Below are 18540 nucleotides of genomic sequence, written 5' to 3' on the forward strand. Positions count from 1 at the left end.
TTACCAACTCAATTTTCATTTATCAAAAAAAACAGCCAATGCTTTATAAGTTGCATTGACTGGTTTTAGTATAGCAGAAGGGCTCTGTCAATGGATGACAGAGCCCTTCTTAATATAGTCAATCCTCTATAAATTGGCTACGGTGTCAGCCTCGCTCAGTCTACTATTTGTAGTACTTTCACTCGGCTTCCTTGTATCCAAATTATATTGAACCGACTATAGTGCATCCATACTGTGTATGTTTAATGACTATTTTTCGTTTTCTAGGTCTTGAGCTTCCGTGACCGTAAGCGCAGTCATATTAACGATACCACGCGCGGTCGCTGACGGCGTCAAGATATGTACTGGCTTATTAGTACCTAATAAGATAGGCCCAATAGAAGCGCTACCAGTCGCTGTTTTAAGTAGGTTAAAGGCAATGTTTGATGCATCAAGGGTTGGCAAGATTAGCAAGTTTGCGGCACCTTTCAATGGGCTTGATGGCATATCATTTAGGCGGATATGTTCATTGAGTGCTGCATCCCCTTGCATTTCGCCTTCAAACTCAAAGTCTACATTCATATTGGTGAGCAGTTCATGAACCTTACGCATTTTGACAGCGCTGGCACGATTTGAAGCACCAAAGTTAGAATGAGAGACCAACGCAACGCGTGGCGTGATACCAAAACGGCGTATTTGATCAGCAGCCAAAACAGTCATTTCAGCCAACTGTTCAGCGGTTGGATCTTCATGCACATAAGTGTCAGCGATAAAGATATTACGATCTTGCATCAATACAGCATTCATCGCATAAAAATCATTGACGCCTTCTTTTTTGCCAATGACGTTCTCGACATATTTTAGGTGCATCTGATAGTCACTAAACGTACCACAAACCATACCATCAGCATCACCGTTGTCGACCAGTAAAGAACCAATCAACGTGGTTTTGCGACGAACATCACGACGAGCAAGTTCAATACTGACACCGCGACGTTTGTTTTTCTCGTAATAACCCTGCCAGTAGTCTTTGTAGCGAGGATCGTCATCAACGTTGACGATGGTAATATTCTCGCCAGCTTTTAGGCGTAGGCCTAGCTTTTGGATATTGGCTTCGATAACTGAAGGGCGACCAACCAAGATAGGTTGTGCTAGCTTCTCATCAACGACAACTTGCACAGCGAGCAAGATATTGTTGTCTTCACCTTCACAGTAAACGATACGTTTTGGCTCAGCTTTGGCACGAGCAAAGATGGGCTTCATCACAAACGCTGAGTTATAAACAAACTCAGACAGACGCTGACGATAGGCTTGCATGTCATCGATCGGTAGCGTGGCAACGCCTGAATCCATCGCTGCTTTGGCCACAGCAGATGCGATTTCAATGATTAGATTTGGCTCTAGAGGGCCTGGAATTAAGTAGTCACGACCAAAGCTCTGCATCTTTTCGATGTTTCTAGCGCTGGTAGTTGGAGTGGCTTCGACATGTGCCATCGCAGCGATTGCTTTTACGCAAGCGACTTTCATCTCTTCGTTGACGGTTGTCGCACCAACATCCAATGCGCCGCGGAAGATGTACGGGAAGCATAGCGCGTTGTTTACTTGGTTTGGATAATCTGAGCGACCGGTTGCCATGATGACGTCTGGACGTACCGCATGTGCCAATTCTGGCATGATTTCAGGTGTTGGGTTGGCAAGTGCAAAGACGATAGGGTCTTTTGCCATACGGCGAACCATATCTTCTGATAGTGTACCGGGCATTGATAGGCCTAGGAACATATCAACATCGTCCATGACTTCTTCAATAGAAGTAGCTGTGATATCACGAGCATAGCGCTGTTTGGTTTCATCGAGGTTTTCACGGCTAGTGCTGATGATACCGCGTGAATCTGAAACAATAATGTTGTTTTTATCAACACCAAGTGCGCAAATGATATCTAAGCAAGAAATGGCTGCCGCACCCGCGCCTGAACAAACAATTTTAATCTCTTCGATTTTTTTGCCAGTAATCAACAAAGCGTTTAGCATCGCTGCGGCAACAATAATTGAAGTACCATGTTGATCATCATGGAACACAGGAATGTTCATACGCTCACGTAATACGCGCTCAATTTTGAAACATTCTGGTGCTTTGATATCTTCTAAGTTAATACCACCAAAGGTAGGCTCAAGAGAAGCAACCGCTTCGATGAACTTATCTGGATCATTTTGATCAATTTCAATATCAAAAACGTCGATACCTGCGAACTTTTTGAATAGAACGCCTTTACCTTCCATCACTGGTTTTGATGCCAATGGACCGATATTACCCAGACCCAGTACAGCAGTACCGTTAGTGATGACACCAACTAAGTTATTACGTGCCGTATATTTAGAAGCGAGCTTTGGGTCTTTTTGAATCTCAAGACACGGTACAGCCACACCTGGAGAATAGGCAAGTGCTAGATCGCGTTGGTTAGCCAGCTGCTTAGTTGGAGTTACTGAGATTTTACCTGGGCGTGGAAACTCATGGTAATGTAAGGCAGCTTGTTCAAACTGCTCTTTTTCTGTACTGAGGTTATCCGTATTCGAAGTGGTATCGTCATTCATAATAATTGCCATGGTTAGAATAAATTGGAATAAATTAAACGGTGATAAAAAAACGTCTAACCCTCAGAAATAATTGAATGATTGTAATCATCAGCAAAGGGCTTTGAACGTTAAATGACTAACGACCATCAGAATCACGGTCGTTGATCAAAAATCAGGTCAAAAAAGCAATCTAGCAAAAATAGTCATTCTACCATTATTGGCAATTCACTGCCTAGTCAACCGTATGGAAGCATGCGAATAATATAATAAAATGATATTCGTTATTTATCTGGTTGATAATGCCAAAAAACACAGACAAATATCAACCTTAATTTGATAATATTTCAAAATATTACAGTATACATCCATATTAAGATGAGCAGCTAATAGGCATTTGCGGTACGTTCGGCGCCGGTGCACTCGTATCGAGATCAGTCGCGATATCTTGGACGTGATAAGGATTAGCCAGCAAGCGATAGACACGATCGACTTCTTCAAACTGACCTTGCTCTGCGGCAGTAATGGCACGCTGCGCCATACTATTGCGCAAAACGTACACAGGGTTATTGGTCCACATATCGTTGATTGCTTGTTCAATTGGTAATTGCTCAACCTGTGCCAGATAACGTATAGACCAATCTTGCCACATTTGCTGTGCCTCAAGGCTTAATTCAGTAGTCATGGTAGTCAGTAATTTTTGCTCATATGGGTGATCGTTTGGCGCGACCAAACCGAGGAGCGCACGGAAACTATTGGTATAATCGAGTAAGTTGTCTTCTAACAACGTTAACCATTCAAAAGCCAAGCTCAGGCTGTCGCTTTGGTGTGGTAGTCCAAGCTTGCGGCATAGCCCTTGCTGATAATGCTGCATAAAGGTTGCTTCGTAAGGTGCCAAGCACTCAGAGAGCGTCTCACGGTTGATACCTTGCAAGCGCATAAAATGCGGCAGCCAAACGTTTAGATTCCAATGACCGATAGCGGGCTGGTTTTGGTAAGCGTAGCGACCAGTGTGGTCAGAGTGATTGTTAATCCATGCAGGATTGAAGCGCTCCATAAAGCCAAACGGTCCAAAATCCAAAGTGCTACCTGTAATAGATAAGTTATCCGTGTTCATCACACCATGTGCAAAGCCAATCAGTTGCCAGTCAGCAATCATCCGAGCAGTGCGCTCAACGACTGCGGTCAAAAACGCTGCTATGGGCGCATCGCTATCGCGGCACTCTGGATAATAAGTGTCAATCATATAGTCGGTAAACTCACCGAGTAAGTCAGGTGCAAAGCTGGCAATCCATTCAACATGACCAAGGCGAATATGGCTATCAGCCACACGCATCAATGCCGCACCCGCTTCGATACGCTCACGGCGCACTCTCGTAGCAGAGACAACAAAACCCAAGGCATTGGAAGAGGAGATACCAAGCTGCGTCAATGCGTGACCGCATAAGTACTCTCGAATCGTACTACGTAAGACCGCACGTCCGTCACCCATGCGTGAGTAAGGCGTCAGGCCAGCCCCTTTGAGGTGCAAGTCTTGTGGTTGTCCATTGCTATCAAGCACTTGCGCCATCAGCAAACCGCGTCCGTCACCCAGTTGTCCAGCCCATTGTCCGAACTGATGACCTGCATACGCCATTGCCAATGGTCTAAAGTCAGATGGCACATATTGGCCACCCAATATCTCAACCCAATTGGTCATTAAGTCTTCATTGTCTGTCCAACCTAACTGCTGTGCGACTTGGGCATTGAAGTGTCCAGCACGGGGAGTGTCCAGTGGCGTGGGCGGCTGCTCATGATAAAGGCGCGTGTCGAGATTGACATAAGTATTTTGATAACGCATACAGGCCGTTTCCATTAAAATATAAAAGTGAGAATGCCACTATAACATAGCACTCATATGGCATCGTTGCACTCTGTCCATCTCTTGTAATATCTAGCCAAAAAATAAAATTAGCTAATTTGGGTGAGCTGAGTTTAGTGGGCTAGTTGGTTACTGTCTCTAGGTTGGAGATCGCAACGATTGAGCCTATATATTTCACCATTTACTACGATAATAAGATTATTAAAAGTAGAGACAGTGACATAAACCATAAATTATAAACAAAAAAATCCCCCTATCTAGGACGGATAGGGGGAAGGAGAAACGTTACGATTACAGTAGTTGATTATGCTATTTAAGCGGCTTTTTGGCTGACACCAATAGAACGGAAAGCATTTTTCAAGTTATTGTTATGCTCAAGAATTTTTTGCTCAATCTTGGCATAATCATGCTTTAACTTATCATCAGCTTCATGCAAACGATCAGCGAACTCTGTCTTTTTAAGTTCAATCGTTTTTGCTTTTAGCGCCTGCCACTCTGCAACAGTCTGTGTAAAGGCATCATATTCAAATTTAATACGATCTTGGAAACTCTTCATCGCGTGAGGAAGATCAATGCCACTGTTTGTAGCCGTATCAATTTGCTGCTGTGCTGTTTTGAACTGCATTTGAACTTCAGCATGTTTGATCGTCGTATCATCCACAGTACGTAGATCAGAAGCCAAACCAATCTTTGACAAACCAGCGATTAACCATTTGGTTGGATCATACTGCCACCATTTTACGCCATTACGATAGTCGTATTGGAAGAAGTGATGGTAGTTGTGATAACCCTCACCCCACGTAAAGATAGCCAAGAAGAAATTATCACGTGCAGTATTGGTATCGGTATAAGGACGATTACCAAGCATATGGCATAAAGAGTTGATAAAGAACGTAAAATGATGCGTTAGTACTAAACGTAGTAGCCCTGCGATAACCAATGTACCCCAGACATCACCAATCAACCAGCCAATAGCGGCAACCATACCGACGTTCATAGCAACAACCCACAGACCATAATACTTATGTTGTATCTGTAGTACTCTGTCTTTGGTCAAGTCCGGAATGTTTTTGTAGTCGAACTTACCACTAGGATAATTACGCAGCATCCAGCCGATATGACTGAACCAGAACCCGCGTTTTGCTGAATACGGATCTTCTAAACGATCATCGACATGACGATGATGGACACGGTGACCAGAGACCCAGTCAAACGCAGAGCCCTGTACCGCTAGGGTAGAACCAAGCAATAAAAAGTTTTTAACGACTGGGTGCGCTTTATAAGCACGGTGCGCCAATAGACGATGGTAACCCGCTGTGATGCTCATACCTGTCCATACCATAAAGGCACCAAATACGCCCCAAACAGGCGCACTCACTTCATGAGTAAATAAGTACCATGGTGTAATGATAGCAGCAGCGATTGGCGTCGCTACCAAAATAGTCGCTGGAATCCAGTTGATTGGCGCTTTTGTAAATTCAAACTCGCGCATATCAATACTTTGCTCTTTTGTCAGAACATCAGTTTGCTCAGAAGCGTTAGCGTAGTTGCGTTTTGCGGTAGGCTGCTCGTCAAGCGCCATTTGCGCTTTCTTTTCATCAAAACGAGTCTTGAAACGCGTGACTTGAGTGCTGGCGTTCTTTGCAAACGTATCGCCAGATCTGATAGCGAAACGTAAGCCTTTCAGCGGTAAGCCAAGTGCTTTTTTTGCAATCATATAATATCCCTAACGGTATTAATTTAAGTCCCCATAGTACCTGAAAAAACGTATAAAGTGAACACTTATACACTATAAAAATATTGCTAAATAACAATAACTTGTATGAATTACAGACTGTATGAGTCAAAAATGCCGATGACTTATCAGGCATTAAGGGAAAGTGTAAGTAACGCTATAGATATGTAGGGACTATGAGGGTGAAAAAAGAGATTTATTCAAAAGTGGAAAAATATGAATAGAAAGTTCAAGGTAATAATAAATGACGTGGAAAGTCAGTAATAATCACGTCAGTATTCCAGCTTATAAGCTGTTCAATCGTATGGACATCATTGACCGTCCAAGCGCTCACAGGCAACCCATAACGGTGACTATGTTTGATAACATCTCGAGTCAAAAGTGGATAATGAATACCTAATTGAATACAACCAAGCTGCAAAGCGGTGTTTGTCGCTCCTGCCAAGGCATCTGGCGTGCGAATCAATAATCCTCGCGGTATGCGAGATAATAGTTTGTGGCGTTGTAACCGATTATGCAGCTCCACATCAAAGCTGGTCAGCACCACCGGTAAGCTGGCAAGCGGTGTATCGATAAGCTCTTGCGCCAGTGCATTAACCAACACTGCATAATTGGTTCTATTGTGAGTTTTAATCTCAAGCTCAATCACCCTAAATCCGCTCAATACAGGTGCTATATTGGCTAAAGTCATGATTGGCTGCCCAAATTGTAAGCGGCACTGAATCTCTGTGAGCCCGAGCTGATCAACACGTGACTGTTGACCGCACATGCGCTCCAAATCATCGTCATGGAATACAATCAAGTGACCATCCGCATTCAGTTGAATATCAAATTCAACCCCTGCCAAGCCTTGTGAAGTCAGATTTTGAGAATACTTAAAGCCTGAAAATGTATTCTCTAAACTCTCTCCGCGAGCGCCACGATGACCTAATAAACGCGTGTTTTTAAAATTTACCATATCACATGACTACTGACTAATTTTACGACTCATCATATATCGTCATGGCATCAACGTCTAATAGAATTTGTGGCGTGAACCAATGCACTTTGTGTCTGATATTTCAGAAGATGATTTTCTAGTATTTGTTATGTTTTTGCAACCAAACGCAGGTTTTACCCATAATGAGGGGCGCTATTTGTATATCCATGGGCTACACTAATGACCATTTCAACCAAACACCGTATAATGATGTGGTTTTCAAATCTATCGCAGACCGTTAATAACACCATTGTTTTATAAGTCTGCAATGCAGTTTGAGTGTTAAATACTGTCCATCAGGGGCGGTAAGAACCAGTAAATTGGGAGTAAAGTAAATATGAGCGTAGCAAATATAAGTTTGAGCAAGTGGCATAAAGTGGCTGGAATCGGAATAGTATGTAGTTTGGCGCTTGCAGGCTGTGATCGCTCAGAGAAAGAAGATACTGCCGATACGGCAGAGATGACGGAACAAGAGCCAGTAGCGACCGAAAGTGCCGTTGCTCCTGCGATCAATTGTGATGACCCGATGGTACAAGACCGTCTCAAATCTGCTTTAAAAAATACACTCAACCAACAAGCACAAGCGTTGGCTGCTAATTATGCAAATGATGCCGAGATTAGCCTAGAAAGCGGCGTTGTTACTGAAAAAATCAATGGCGTGGTTATTGATGTGCAAAACGCTGCCATACTACAAAAAGCCAATGACAATGGTATGACAACATGCCAAGCAAGTGTCAGCATGACACTGCCAAGTGAAGATTTGTATCAAGCCAGTCAAGTGCAAGCGGCTAACAATCAGCCAAGCCTGCAATCTCGTTTGGCGCAAGACAATATCCGTATCAATAACAACATGCTCGTTGATGACGCCTTTACTTATGTTGTCGGTACTCAAGGCGGGCAAGTGCGCACGCGTATTGCTGGACAGCCAGCATTGATTACTGTGGTTTCAGATGTGATGGCAGGCTCTGTGTTGAAATCTGCGATGGATGAGGAGCGTGCTGAGCGCCGTGCAGCAGCCCAAAGCAGTAACAATAATACTCAAGCAGCACCTGCTCGTCAGCAGCCTAGAACCATCACGCCAGTTGAGCCGATTCGTCCTACTAAACCTGCAACGCCGCCAACCATCAATAAACCGACCAGCAACCAAAACAGCTCGACAGAAAACAATCAAGCAGCGGCTACTACTGAGACCGAAAAACCAGTAACGCCAGCGACGCCAAAAGCAGTGCCGAAAGATGAAACCATCGATATGGTCATCATTGAAGATGATAGTGCTACTTATTAATTTGCAATTTTATGAGTAGTTAGCAACTGGTAGTTGATAGATACTGTTAGGTTAAAAAAACCCCGTAACATGAGTGCTGCGGGGTTTTTTATCAGCGAAAAATCAATCTAGTTCAAAGAATGCTAGCAAGATTAGGTTTGATTCACTAGCGATTGTCAGCGAAGTTTTGCAAGACTTGACTGTCCCATAGTACTTCAGAGACTTGTTCGGGATCTGTACAAAAGCGCGCGGCGACAAACAACCAATCAGATAAACGATTGATAAAGCTGATGGCAGTGCGGCGTATGGCTGCTGGGCGCTGCTCCTGCAATAACACAGCTTGGCGCTCAGCTCGGCGACACACGCTACGTGCTACATGCAACTGGCTCACCAGTACAGAACCTGTGGGTAAAATAAAGTCTTTTAGTGGTGGCAGCGTGGTATTCATCATATCGATTTGTTGCTCTAGCCACTCAATATGAGTGACATTGACGCCCTCATATTCTGGCATGGCAAGCTCACCGCCAATATTGAATAATAGATGCTGAATAATAACTAAGGCTTGAGAAAAATCTTTGCTGATAGATTGGCCTTTGTTTCTTTGTAGTTGAGCACGCACCAGTCCAATGTGTGAGTTGAGCTCGTCGATATCACCCATGACACCGAACAGATTATCAGCTTTACTGAGTCGACTGCCATCAGCCATACCAGTGCTGCCATCATCTCCAGTACGCGTGTATATTTTGCTTAATCGATTGCCCATCTTTACATCCTTAATGGTTTTTATGATTGAATGGTGGTAGTTGCCTGCTCATTGTAGTATTTTACGCCTGTTTTCGCTAAGATAATGGGTTACGTTAAAATTATAATCATACTATCAGTACGGCTTGCTTATTTGCTGCGCCTGATATTTTCAATCTATTTATTTTATTTATGCTAAAAGGCTCTTTTATTATGACCACACCACTTGCAGATGCAATGTCTCAACTTGTTATTTATGACTCACTGACTGGCGGCAAGCGTCCGTTTGAACCACTCAAAGCAGGTAAAGTGGGTATGTATGTGTGTGGCATGACCGTCTATGATTATTGTCATATCGGGCACGCTCGAATGATGATTGGGTTTGATATGGTGGTACGTTGGCTCACTCAATTGGGTTATGACGTCAATTACGTGCGTAATATCACTGATATTGATGATAAAATTATTGCGCGCGCTGCCGAGAATGGCGAAGAGATTGGGGCGTTGACCCAGCGCTTTATTACAGCGATGCATGAGGATTTTGTAGCCCTTGGCTGTTTGGCGCCTGATGCTGAGCCGCGCGCGACCGACCATATTGATGATATGCAAACCATGATCGAGACACTGGTCACAGGTGACTATGCGTATGCAGGCGATAATGGCGATGTCTACTATGCTGTCGATAGTTTTGCGGATTATGGCAAATTGTCTAAGCGCAATCTTGATGAGATGCAGGCAGGATCACGTGTCGATGTCGAAAATGATAAGCGCAATCCGTTTGACTTTGTGCTCTGGAAAGCGGCGAAACCCGATGAGCCGCAGTGGGCCTCACCTTGGGGGCAGGGGCGTCCGGGTTGGCATATTGAATGCTCGGCCATGTCTACCAAGTGCTTGGGCAATACCTTTGATATTCATGGCGGCGGTCATGACTTGCAGTTCCCGCATCATGAGAACGAGATAGCCCAGTCCGAGGCGGCAACAGGTTGTGAATACGCGCGCAACTGGATGCATGTTGGATTTATCAACGTTGATGGCGAAAAAATGTCTAAGTCGTTGGCTAACTTTTCAACCATTCGTGATGTGACAGCAAAATACCTGCCCGAAACGGTGCGTTTTTTCTTGCTATCTAGTCATTATCGTAGCCAAGTTAATTTTTCAGACAGCGCATTAGATGAAGCTCATAATAGCCTAAGCAGACTATATAACGCGTTAAAACTGGCTGAACAGCAGAAAGGGCAAGCAATCGTAATTGATAAAAACTTGACCACCGAAGCTTATCGTACGGATGCTGGACAAGATTTTATTAAAGCTATGAATGATGACTTCAATAGCTCAACGGCAATTAGCGTGTTATTTGGTCTAGCACGTGACATCAACAAAGCTATCAAGGCTGAAGAAGTCGATACAGCGTGGCAGTTGGCACTGCAACTAAAAGCATTGGCGCAGGTGTTGAATATCTTACAACAACCCGTGCAGCAGTTTTTGCAAGCGGTGATTGGTGATAAAGCAGAAGATGGTTTGACTGATGCGGCTATTGATGGGTTAATCGCCGAGCGTGCAGATGCCAAAACCAACAAAAACTTTGCGCGTGCTGATGAAATACGCGAACAGCTAAAAGAGGCTGGTATTGAGCTTGAAGATAGCCGTGCAGGCACCACATGGCGCCGTGCATAGATATATAGACGCTGTACATCAGATTACATACGTATGCTAATAAATTAAGTCAGCTCACGCTGGCTTTTTTTTGCAGAGTGCATTAGGTTAAAGCATACCGAATATACTTTGTATATCCATCCCTTTTATATCCGTTCCTTTTGTAGACCAATGGCTTTGAAAATATGAATACTCTTAAAAATAATAATGCTGATGATCGTGGCATAGCAATGGATATTGACGGTGGTCACCGCCGCGATGTAGAGCGTAATAATATCCGCTACAATGCAATGCAGGTGGTTTTAGGGTTTCTTATTATAGCCATCAGCGCTATCTACATCCCCGCCAGTGCGGCAAATGAGCAAGTATCAAATGAGGAAGACCGCTCGCAAGTCGATAGCAAACCTGGCAATTTGGCTGAGTACGCTGTCCAACAAATAAATACAATCAAAGACGAAAATATTAGCATCTCTGGTATTACTGAAGAGATATTTGATCCCACTGAGCGTAGCGCGGTACAGCAGGCAGGGATATTGCAAGGTGATGTGGGATTGACAGGGGAGTATAGCGAGAATTACTACTTACTCAACAAGCTCAATGTTGGGTTACCACCATTAGCTGAGCCACCAAATTTGGCGACGCCGCTTGCGACCTTGGAGTTTTTTCAATCTGCGGTGATGAAGCAACAGTATGATTTGGCGGCTTATGCACTCAATATGAATTTGATTGATGAGCAAAACCAGCGTACCCGTTCGCTTGATTTAACCAAGCAGCTTGATTTTCTGCTATCTGAAAAAGAGCTATACGTATTTGATGATATGCCCGATCGTCCTGATGGTCTGATCGAGCCACCACTGGGTAACGATAGTAGTGTTATGGGCATCCCTAGACGCTCTATTCAGCTGGGTTATATCGAGTACCGAGAACGCCGTGTTCCTGTTTACTTGGAGCGGGTAAGGGTAGGTGATCAGGCGCCAGTTTGGATATTCTCTGCGCAGACAGTGGGTAATATTGAAAATCTCTATAAACAATATCATCCATCAGAGTTTGAGCGTTATCTGCCTACTTGGTTGAAATTCCAGTTTTTTGGTATTGCGTTATGGGAGTTTTCAGCGCTCATCCTGTTTTTCTTATTTACCATGGGCGTCGGTTGGATATTAAGTAAAAGCACGGAAAAACTCATCAGCCGCTATGTTGATCATGAAAAATACAATATCTCTGCTGGCAGTGCCAATGGTGTGGCAGATTTGGTCAGCAAACTGACCGTGCCACTAACCTTTACTATCAGTTTTTCGCTCGTTTTTACCTTAGTCTCTGGCGGTTTTCCTTATCTAGATGCAGTGGCTTCATCAACCCGTCCGCTGATTTGGACGGGGTTGGTATTTAGTGCGATGTGGCTAGGCATTCGTGCTATCAATTTTTTTGCCAACCGTTACCAAGACATGCAGATTGAAAACCTAGCAGAAGAGCATTTTGATAAAGTGCGCCGTCGCCGCACTTATGTGTCAATATTCCGCCGCGTTTTCATTTTTGTCATGATATTGGGTAGTATCTGGATAGGACTGAGTGAGTTTGCCAACATGGAAGGTCTTGGCAAAACCTTACTGACTTCAGCTGGTATTGCTGGCGTGGTCATTGGTATCGCCGCTCAGCCCATATTGGGTAACATTATTGCTGGGGTGCAGGTGGCAGTGACGCAGCCTGTACGGATTGGCGATAGCGTGATAATGGATGGTAATTTCAGTACTGTGGAAGATTTGCGTTATACTTATGCGGTACTCAAAACATGGGATGAGCGTCGATTAATCGTACCGATGCGCCAGTTGATCACTGAGAGGGTAGAGAACTGGTCACATACTGAAGTGCATCAGACTTGTCCTGTGTTTTTATATATTGATTATGGTGCAGATATAGATGCCATTCGCCAGCAGTTTATATCAGTAACTAAAAATAATGAGCTTTGGGACAATGAAACTGAGCCCGAAATATTTGTGGTTGAAGTGACAGAAAACACCATTCAGCTGCGCGGTGCTGTTTCAGCAGTAGGTCCTATAGAAGCATGGACACTTGCTTGCGAAGTGCGTGAGCAGATGCTTGGCTACTTGCATCAGCAGCAAAATAAGTACTTGCCGACAGAGCGTTTTACGTTAACATAAAATCCTTAACGCTCAGAGAGAGTTAGTCGCTATAAAAAAGCGTCATTAACTATACAGTGCATGTTTGTCATCGGCAAAGATGTAGAAGATGTATTTGTGTAAAATAATCTGACAAATATAGTATGTCAGAGGGGTGCTTATTTGTTATAATGTGGCGTTATTTTTATAGGATAACTGAGTGGTTAGCCATGAGTCAGCATTGTATATGCAGTTGCAATGATTGATATGTCTAACTCTGAGCTCCTACCCATCAAAATAACCACCACTAGGGGTCTGTATGTTGCGAATTGTCGATGAAGCCTTAACCTTTGATGACGTTTTATTATTGCCAGCCTATTCTGAAGTTCTGCCAAAAACTGCCGATCTGTCTACCCGTTTGACCAAAAACATTACGCTAAACCTTCCGCTGATTTCTGCGGCTATGGATACAGTAACTGAGTCTGAGATGGCCATTACCATGGCACAGCTTGGCGGCATGGGTATCTTGCACAAGAGTATGGATATCGAAAAGCAAGCAACACAAGTACGCCGCGTCAAAAAATTTGAAGCGGGTACGGTTGTTGACCCAATCACCGTACATCCAGAGATGACAATTGGTGAATTGCTACGCTTAACGCAAGACAATAATATCTCAGGCGTACCTGTGGTCGAAAAGGGTACAGATAACGTAGTAGGTATCGTGACTCACAGAGATTGGCGTTTTGAGACCAACTTGTCATTGCCAGTTAGTCAGATCATGACACCAAAAGAGCAGTTGGTCACCGTACATGAAGGTGAAAGCAACGAGAATATCAAAAGATTGCTACATGAGCATCGCATCGAAAAAGTCATCGTTATCGACGACAACTTTCGCTTACGCGGCTTAATTACGGTCAATGATTTTGCCAAAGCCGAAAATAATCCAAATGCGTGTAAAGACGAGAAAGGTCGTCTGCGTGTTGGTGCAGCGGTTGGTACAGGTGCAGACACGCAAGCACGCGTCGAAGCGTTGATCGCTGCTGATGTTGATGTGATCGTAGTAGATACGGCGCATGGTCACTCAAAAGGCGTGATTGATAAAGTCTCTTGGATCAAGAAAAACTATCCGCATGTTCAAGTTATCGGTGGCAACATCGCCACAGGTGAAGCGGCACTTGCACTACGTGATGCTGGCGCTGATGCGGTAAAAGTCGGTATCGGCCCTGGATCTATCTGTACCACGCGTATCATTGCAGGTATCGGTGTACCACAAATATCAGCTATTGATAATGTTGCTAGTGCATTGAAAGACAGTATCCCATTGATCGCTGACGGCGGTATCCGCTACTCAGGTGATATGGCAAAAGCGATTGCAGCTGGTGCATCGTGTATCATGGTAGGCTCACTGATGGCTGGTACAGAAGAGGCACCAGGTGAAGTTGAGCTGTTCCAAGGCCGTTATTACAAAGCTTACCGCGGTATGGGTAGTCTGGGTGCGATGTCTGGATCAAACGGCTCATCAGACCGTTATTTCCAAGATGCCAAAGATGGTGTAGAGAAACTCGTACCAGAAGGTATTGAAGGCCGCGTTCCTTACAAAGGACCTGTTGCTGGTATCGTTAACCAATTGGTTGGTGGCTTACGCTCATCAATGGGCTATACAGGCTCTGCGACTATCGAAGATATGCGCACCAACCCACAGTTTATCAAAGTCACATCAGCAGGCATGAAAGAGTCGCATGTTCATGATGTACAGATCACGAAAGAAGCGCCGAACTACCGTGTAAACTAATCGGTATTTTATAGCTTTGCACTGTTTGAGAACTGGCTCAGTTGCAGAGCTGTAGTGACGTTGAGATACAAACAGCCAACAATGCTCTGTTATTGTTGGCTGTTTTTTTTGTAGAATATAAAAGCATATTATTACAATAGCAGTATTGCCTGCGTATACGCTTGGCCTTTTATTTTTAGAACTGAGGAACATACATAATGAGTTACTTTGGCACTGATGGTATCCGTGGAAAATTTGGTGAATTGCCTATTACCCCTGACTTTATTTTAAAACTGGGTTATGTGACTGGACAAGTACTCATAGAAGCCAATGAAAATTCTACGCGCAAACCAAGTGTGGTCATCGGCAAAGATACGCGTCTCTCAGGTTATGTCATTGAAGGTGCTCTGCAAGCAGGTTTTAACGCTGCTGGCGTCGATGTTTATATGCTTGGTCCATTGCCAACGCCAGCGATTGCACATTTGACTCGCAGTTTTAATGCGGATGCTGGCGTGGTTATCTCAGCGTCACATAATCCTTATTATGATAACGGCATCAAGTTCTTTTCAGGTAATGGTAAAAAAATCAGTGATGAGATGCAGATAGCCATCAATGACAGATTAACGGCAATCATGAGTGACGCTAATAACAATAATGCCACGATGCCTATCCTTGACCCTGCAAACCTAGGAAAAAACCGCCGGATTGACGATGCAAAAGGTCGATACATTGAATTTTGCAAAGGCAGCTTCCCATATCAGTATGATCTCAGCCATCTGACCGTCGTGGTTGATTGTGCCAATGGTGCAGGCTATAGCGTCGCACCTAGAGTCATGCGTGAGCTTGGTGCTAATGTTATCGCTATCAACAATACACCCGATGGTATTAATATTAATGCTGAATGTGGCTCTACCCATCCTGAAAGTCTGCAAAAGGCTGTGCTTGAGCATGAAGCAGATGTTGGTATCGCATTAGACGGTGATGGCGATCGCATTGTGATGGTTGATGAGACAGGTAAGCTGGTTGATGGTGACGGTATCTTATATGTGCTTGCGACCCAAGGACTCACCAAAGCGCAAGGCGTCGTTGGTACGCTCATGAGTAATATGGGATTAGAGTTAGCACTAAAAGCAGCAGATATTGATTTTACTCGTGCAAAAGTAGGTGACCGCTATGTCATGCAAGATCTGGAAGCCAATGGCTGGATACTAGGCGGTGAGCCGTCTGGGCATATTCTGTGCCTAGACAAAAGCCGCACAGGCGATGCGATCATAGCAGGGTTGCAAGTATTGGCTGTGATGCAAGCGCAAGGACGTGCACTGAGTGAGCTGGTCGAAGGGTTTGACGTACTACCACAGAAGCTGGTCAATGTACGCTTGTCTCAGATGCAAGACCCGTACAAGCATGAAGAACTGGTCACCGCTTTTGACAAAGCACAGACGACTTTAGAAGGCCGTGGCCGTCTTCTTATTCGCCAATCAGGTACAGAGCCTATGATTCGAGTCATGGTTGAGTCTGATGATGAGATAGAGTGTGATGTGATGGCAAATGATTTGGCCGATCTTATCAAGTCAGTATTAGGCTAATAGTATTCAAAACTTAATACTCAAAGCTTAGTATTCAAAGCTTAGTATTCAAAGCTTAGCACTCAATATAACAATGTTGAAATGTCATAATTTTACAACAAGGAATGACCATGAGCATGGACTTTACCGACCAACGCCTTTCATATGAAAAAGGCGAGCTTGATCAACAGTCAGCACCAGCGTCACCATTCGAGCTATTTAAGGCTTGGATGGATGAGGCAATAGCACAAAAAGTGCAAGAACCTTATGCTATGAGTTTGGCAACCTGCGGTGCAGACAACAAACCTAGCGTCCGTATTGTGTTATTACGTGAAATTACGGATACAGGTATTATTTTTTATACCAACTATGACAGCGCAAAAGGACAGGATGTTGTAGAAAATCCTAATGCTGAAGCACTGTTTTTTTGGCATGAGCTTGAGCGCCAAGTTCGTATCAGCGGACCTATTGCTAAAATTGATGCTGAAAAATCCGCTGCCTATTTCCAAAAACGTCCACACGATAGCCAGATAGGTGCTTGGGTCAGTCAGCCGCAAAGTGGAGAAGTGGCGAATCGCGACATAATGGAGCAAACGTTCGAGCAACTACAAGCAGAGTATCCAGACGGTACTAGCGTACCAACACCAGCGTTTTGGGGTGGGTATGAGATTACGGTCGAAAAAATCGAGTTCTGGCAAGGTCGCGCCAATCGTATGCATGACCGCATCGTATATACGCAAGATGATGATGGACAAAGCGCTGAAAGCTGGACGACCAAGCGTCTACTACCATAGTGTTTGAATAAGTCTAAAATCCATAGTATTAGAAAATATAAAAAAGCCACTCTATGTGCTCAAATAAGAGTATGTAGAGTGGCTTTTTTATATCAGTGATTTGCTTTATTTGGCATTATTTAGCACTGGTATCGACATCCACAGAGACCGACATACCAGGACGCAAGCGTGCAAGCTCAGGTTGATTCGGATCTAAGTCGATACGTACTGGGATGCGCTGCGCAATTTTTATATAGTTACCTGTCGCAGGATTGGCGGCACCTGCACTAAACTCACTGCCAGTGGCTGGTGAGATATTGCTCACATGACCCGTAAACTTGGCACCGCCAAGCGCGTCCACATGAATAGTAGCTGGTTCGCCAATTGCCATACTGGCTATTTGGGTTTCTTTAAAGTTTGCGATAATCCAGATACCTTTTGGTACGATATACATGAGCTGGGTGCCCGCGCTAACGTACTGGCCTTCTTTGACACTGACTTGGCTTAGCTGACCGGACTCAGGTGCTGTGATGATCGTATTATCGAGATTAATTTGTGCTTGCTTCACACCTGCCTCAGCACTTTTGATATTTGCGTCTAGTGAGGGTTGGGTGCCACTGGTTTTGGCGCGGTTTTGTTGCGCGGCTTGTAAATTGGCTTCAGCTTGTTGCACGCTTGCCTGTGCTTGAGCAAGTTGCGCCTTGATATGAGCCACTTCTGCTTTTGATACCGCACCAATAGCATCTAAGCCCTGATAGCGATTGACGTCTTCACGAGCGCTCTCGACATTGATTTTGGCACTATATAAGTCGGCTTTGCGTGCTTCTATTTGTGCTTGGCTAGATTGCGTGTCTTGAGCATTGGTAGAGCGACTGGTGATCGCCACTTCAGTATTGGCCTCTGCTTGTTCCAGTTGCTGCTGAAACGTTCGATCATCTATTTTTATCAGTAGATCGCCCGCTTTTACATCAGCAAAATCCTGCACCGCTACTTCGGTGACATAGCCGGAAACTTGCGGGCTGATAATAGTGGTTTGACCTTTGACAAAGGCGTTATTAGTTTGTTGCACCGTAGGAGTGAACGGTGGGAGCTTCCAAGCGTATAAGATCAAGGCCACCCCAATGACAATCAACACAATCAATAATCCTAAATTTAGGTAGGATTTTTTCTTGGGAGACCAGCCAGCCGTATTTGAGATCGGCTCTTTTGGCGGCATAGGCGTTTCATTATCATCGTCTTGATTTTCTACAGGGCTCTCTACGGAGTTATCCTCACGCACGCTATCAGGCGTATCAGTAGCTGCTTGTATCTCGGATGTATCCGCTTTCTTTTGCGTAGCGCTTGCAGCGGTCTCTGCTGGAGCCGTAGCAGACTCTATACGTGTGTCTGTTGCTGGAGCATCAGTTGACGTCTGAGGTATTTTATTAAGCTCATTTGGTTTTTCTTGGCTCATGACGTACTCCTAAATGTTAATAAGCAAATATCTGAATATTCTGACTATAAATGAATATGATAAAAAATCACTAATATAATAAGT

12 protein-coding genes are annotated in these 18540 nt (G+C 44.2%); 6 read left to right on the plus strand and 6 right to left on the minus strand.

What is annotated here, in order from left to right; all coding sequences use genetic code 11:
* Nucleotides 1-249 precede the first annotated feature (249 nt).
* From I3255_RS11585 to I3255_RS11600, 4 genes are all read right to left on the minus strand, one after another.
* Nucleotides 250-2568, minus strand: coding sequence for an NADP-dependent malic enzyme (locus I3255_RS11585; RefSeq protein ID WP_238038955.1), 2319 nt, complete (start codon nt 2566-2568; stop codon nt 250-252).
* 352 nt (nt 2569-2920) lie between these two features.
* Nucleotides 2921-4387, minus strand: a complete 1467-nt coding sequence (locus tag I3255_RS11590; RefSeq protein WP_238038956.1) for a protein adenylyltransferase SelO family protein — start codon at nt 4385-4387, stop codon at nt 2921-2923.
* Nucleotides 4388-4721: 334 nt separating this feature from the next.
* Nucleotides 4722-5900: a fatty acid desaturase gene (locus I3255_RS11595; protein ID WP_238038985.1), complete on the minus strand. Its 1179-nt coding sequence runs from the start codon at nt 5898-5900 to the stop codon at nt 4722-4724.
* A 472-nt stretch (nt 5901-6372) separates the two neighbouring features.
* Nucleotides 6373-7101 (minus strand): glycerophosphodiester phosphodiesterase, encoded by a 729-nt coding sequence (locus tag I3255_RS11600; RefSeq protein ID WP_238038957.1) that lies wholly within the window; start codon nt 7099-7101, stop codon nt 6373-6375.
* 358 nt (nt 7102-7459) lie between these two features.
* Here I3255_RS11600 and I3255_RS11605 point away from each other — a divergent pair, with 358 nt between their 5' ends.
* On the plus strand, nt 7460-8407 hold the full coding sequence (locus I3255_RS11605; RefSeq protein WP_238038958.1) for a hypothetical protein: 948 nt from the start codon (nt 7460-7462) through the stop codon (nt 8405-8407).
* A 145-nt stretch (nt 8408-8552) separates the two neighbouring features.
* On the opposite strand, the gene I3255_RS11610 is transcribed toward I3255_RS11605, so the two are convergent.
* Nucleotides 8553-9149 carry a cob(I)yrinic acid a,c-diamide adenosyltransferase gene (locus I3255_RS11610; protein WP_238038959.1) on the minus strand — a complete coding sequence of 199 codons (597 nt, stop codon included), beginning with the start codon at nt 9147-9149 and terminating at the stop codon, nt 8553-8555.
* Nucleotides 9150-9340: 191 nt separating this feature from the next.
* Between I3255_RS11610 and cysS the strand changes: the two genes are divergently transcribed.
* The 5 genes from cysS to pdxH all read left to right on the plus strand — a co-directional run bounded on the left by cysS (nt 9341) and on the right by pdxH (nt 17024).
* The gene (gene cysS / locus I3255_RS11615) at nt 9341-10801 is read left to right on the plus strand and encodes a cysteine--tRNA ligase (RefSeq protein ID WP_238038960.1); all 1461 of its coding nucleotides are present in this window, start codon (nt 9341-9343) and stop codon (nt 10799-10801) included.
* Between the two features lie 164 nt (nt 10802-10965).
* The gene (locus I3255_RS11620; RefSeq protein WP_238038961.1) at nt 10966-12936 is read left to right on the plus strand and encodes a mechanosensitive ion channel family protein; all 1971 of its coding nucleotides are present in this window, start codon (nt 10966-10968) and stop codon (nt 12934-12936) included.
* A gap of 277 nt (nt 12937-13213) precedes the next feature.
* Nucleotides 13214-14686, plus strand: a complete 1473-nt coding sequence (guaB, locus tag I3255_RS11625; protein ID WP_058024512.1) for an IMP dehydrogenase — start codon at nt 13214-13216, stop codon at nt 14684-14686.
* A 197-nt stretch (nt 14687-14883) separates the two neighbouring features.
* On the plus strand, nt 14884-16251 hold the full coding sequence (glmM, locus tag I3255_RS11630) for a phosphoglucosamine mutase (protein ID WP_238038962.1): 1368 nt from the start codon (nt 14884-14886) through the stop codon (nt 16249-16251).
* Nucleotides 16252-16367: 116 nt separating this feature from the next.
* Nucleotides 16368-17024 (plus strand): pyridoxamine 5'-phosphate oxidase, encoded by a 657-nt coding sequence (pdxH, locus tag I3255_RS11635; protein WP_238038986.1) that lies wholly within the window; start codon nt 16368-16370, stop codon nt 17022-17024.
* A 115-nt stretch (nt 17025-17139) separates the two neighbouring features.
* Here pdxH and I3255_RS11640 read toward each other — a convergent pair whose 3' ends face one another.
* Complete coding sequence (locus I3255_RS11640) at nt 17140-18456, minus strand: HlyD family secretion protein (RefSeq protein WP_238038963.1); 1317 nt, start codon at nt 18454-18456, stop codon at nt 17140-17142.
* Between the last annotated feature and the right edge of the window lie 84 nt (nt 18457-18540).

Source organism: Psychrobacter sp. Ps6 (assembly GCF_022129235.1).
Taxonomy (GTDB): Bacteria; Pseudomonadota; Gammaproteobacteria; order Pseudomonadales; family Moraxellaceae; genus Psychrobacter.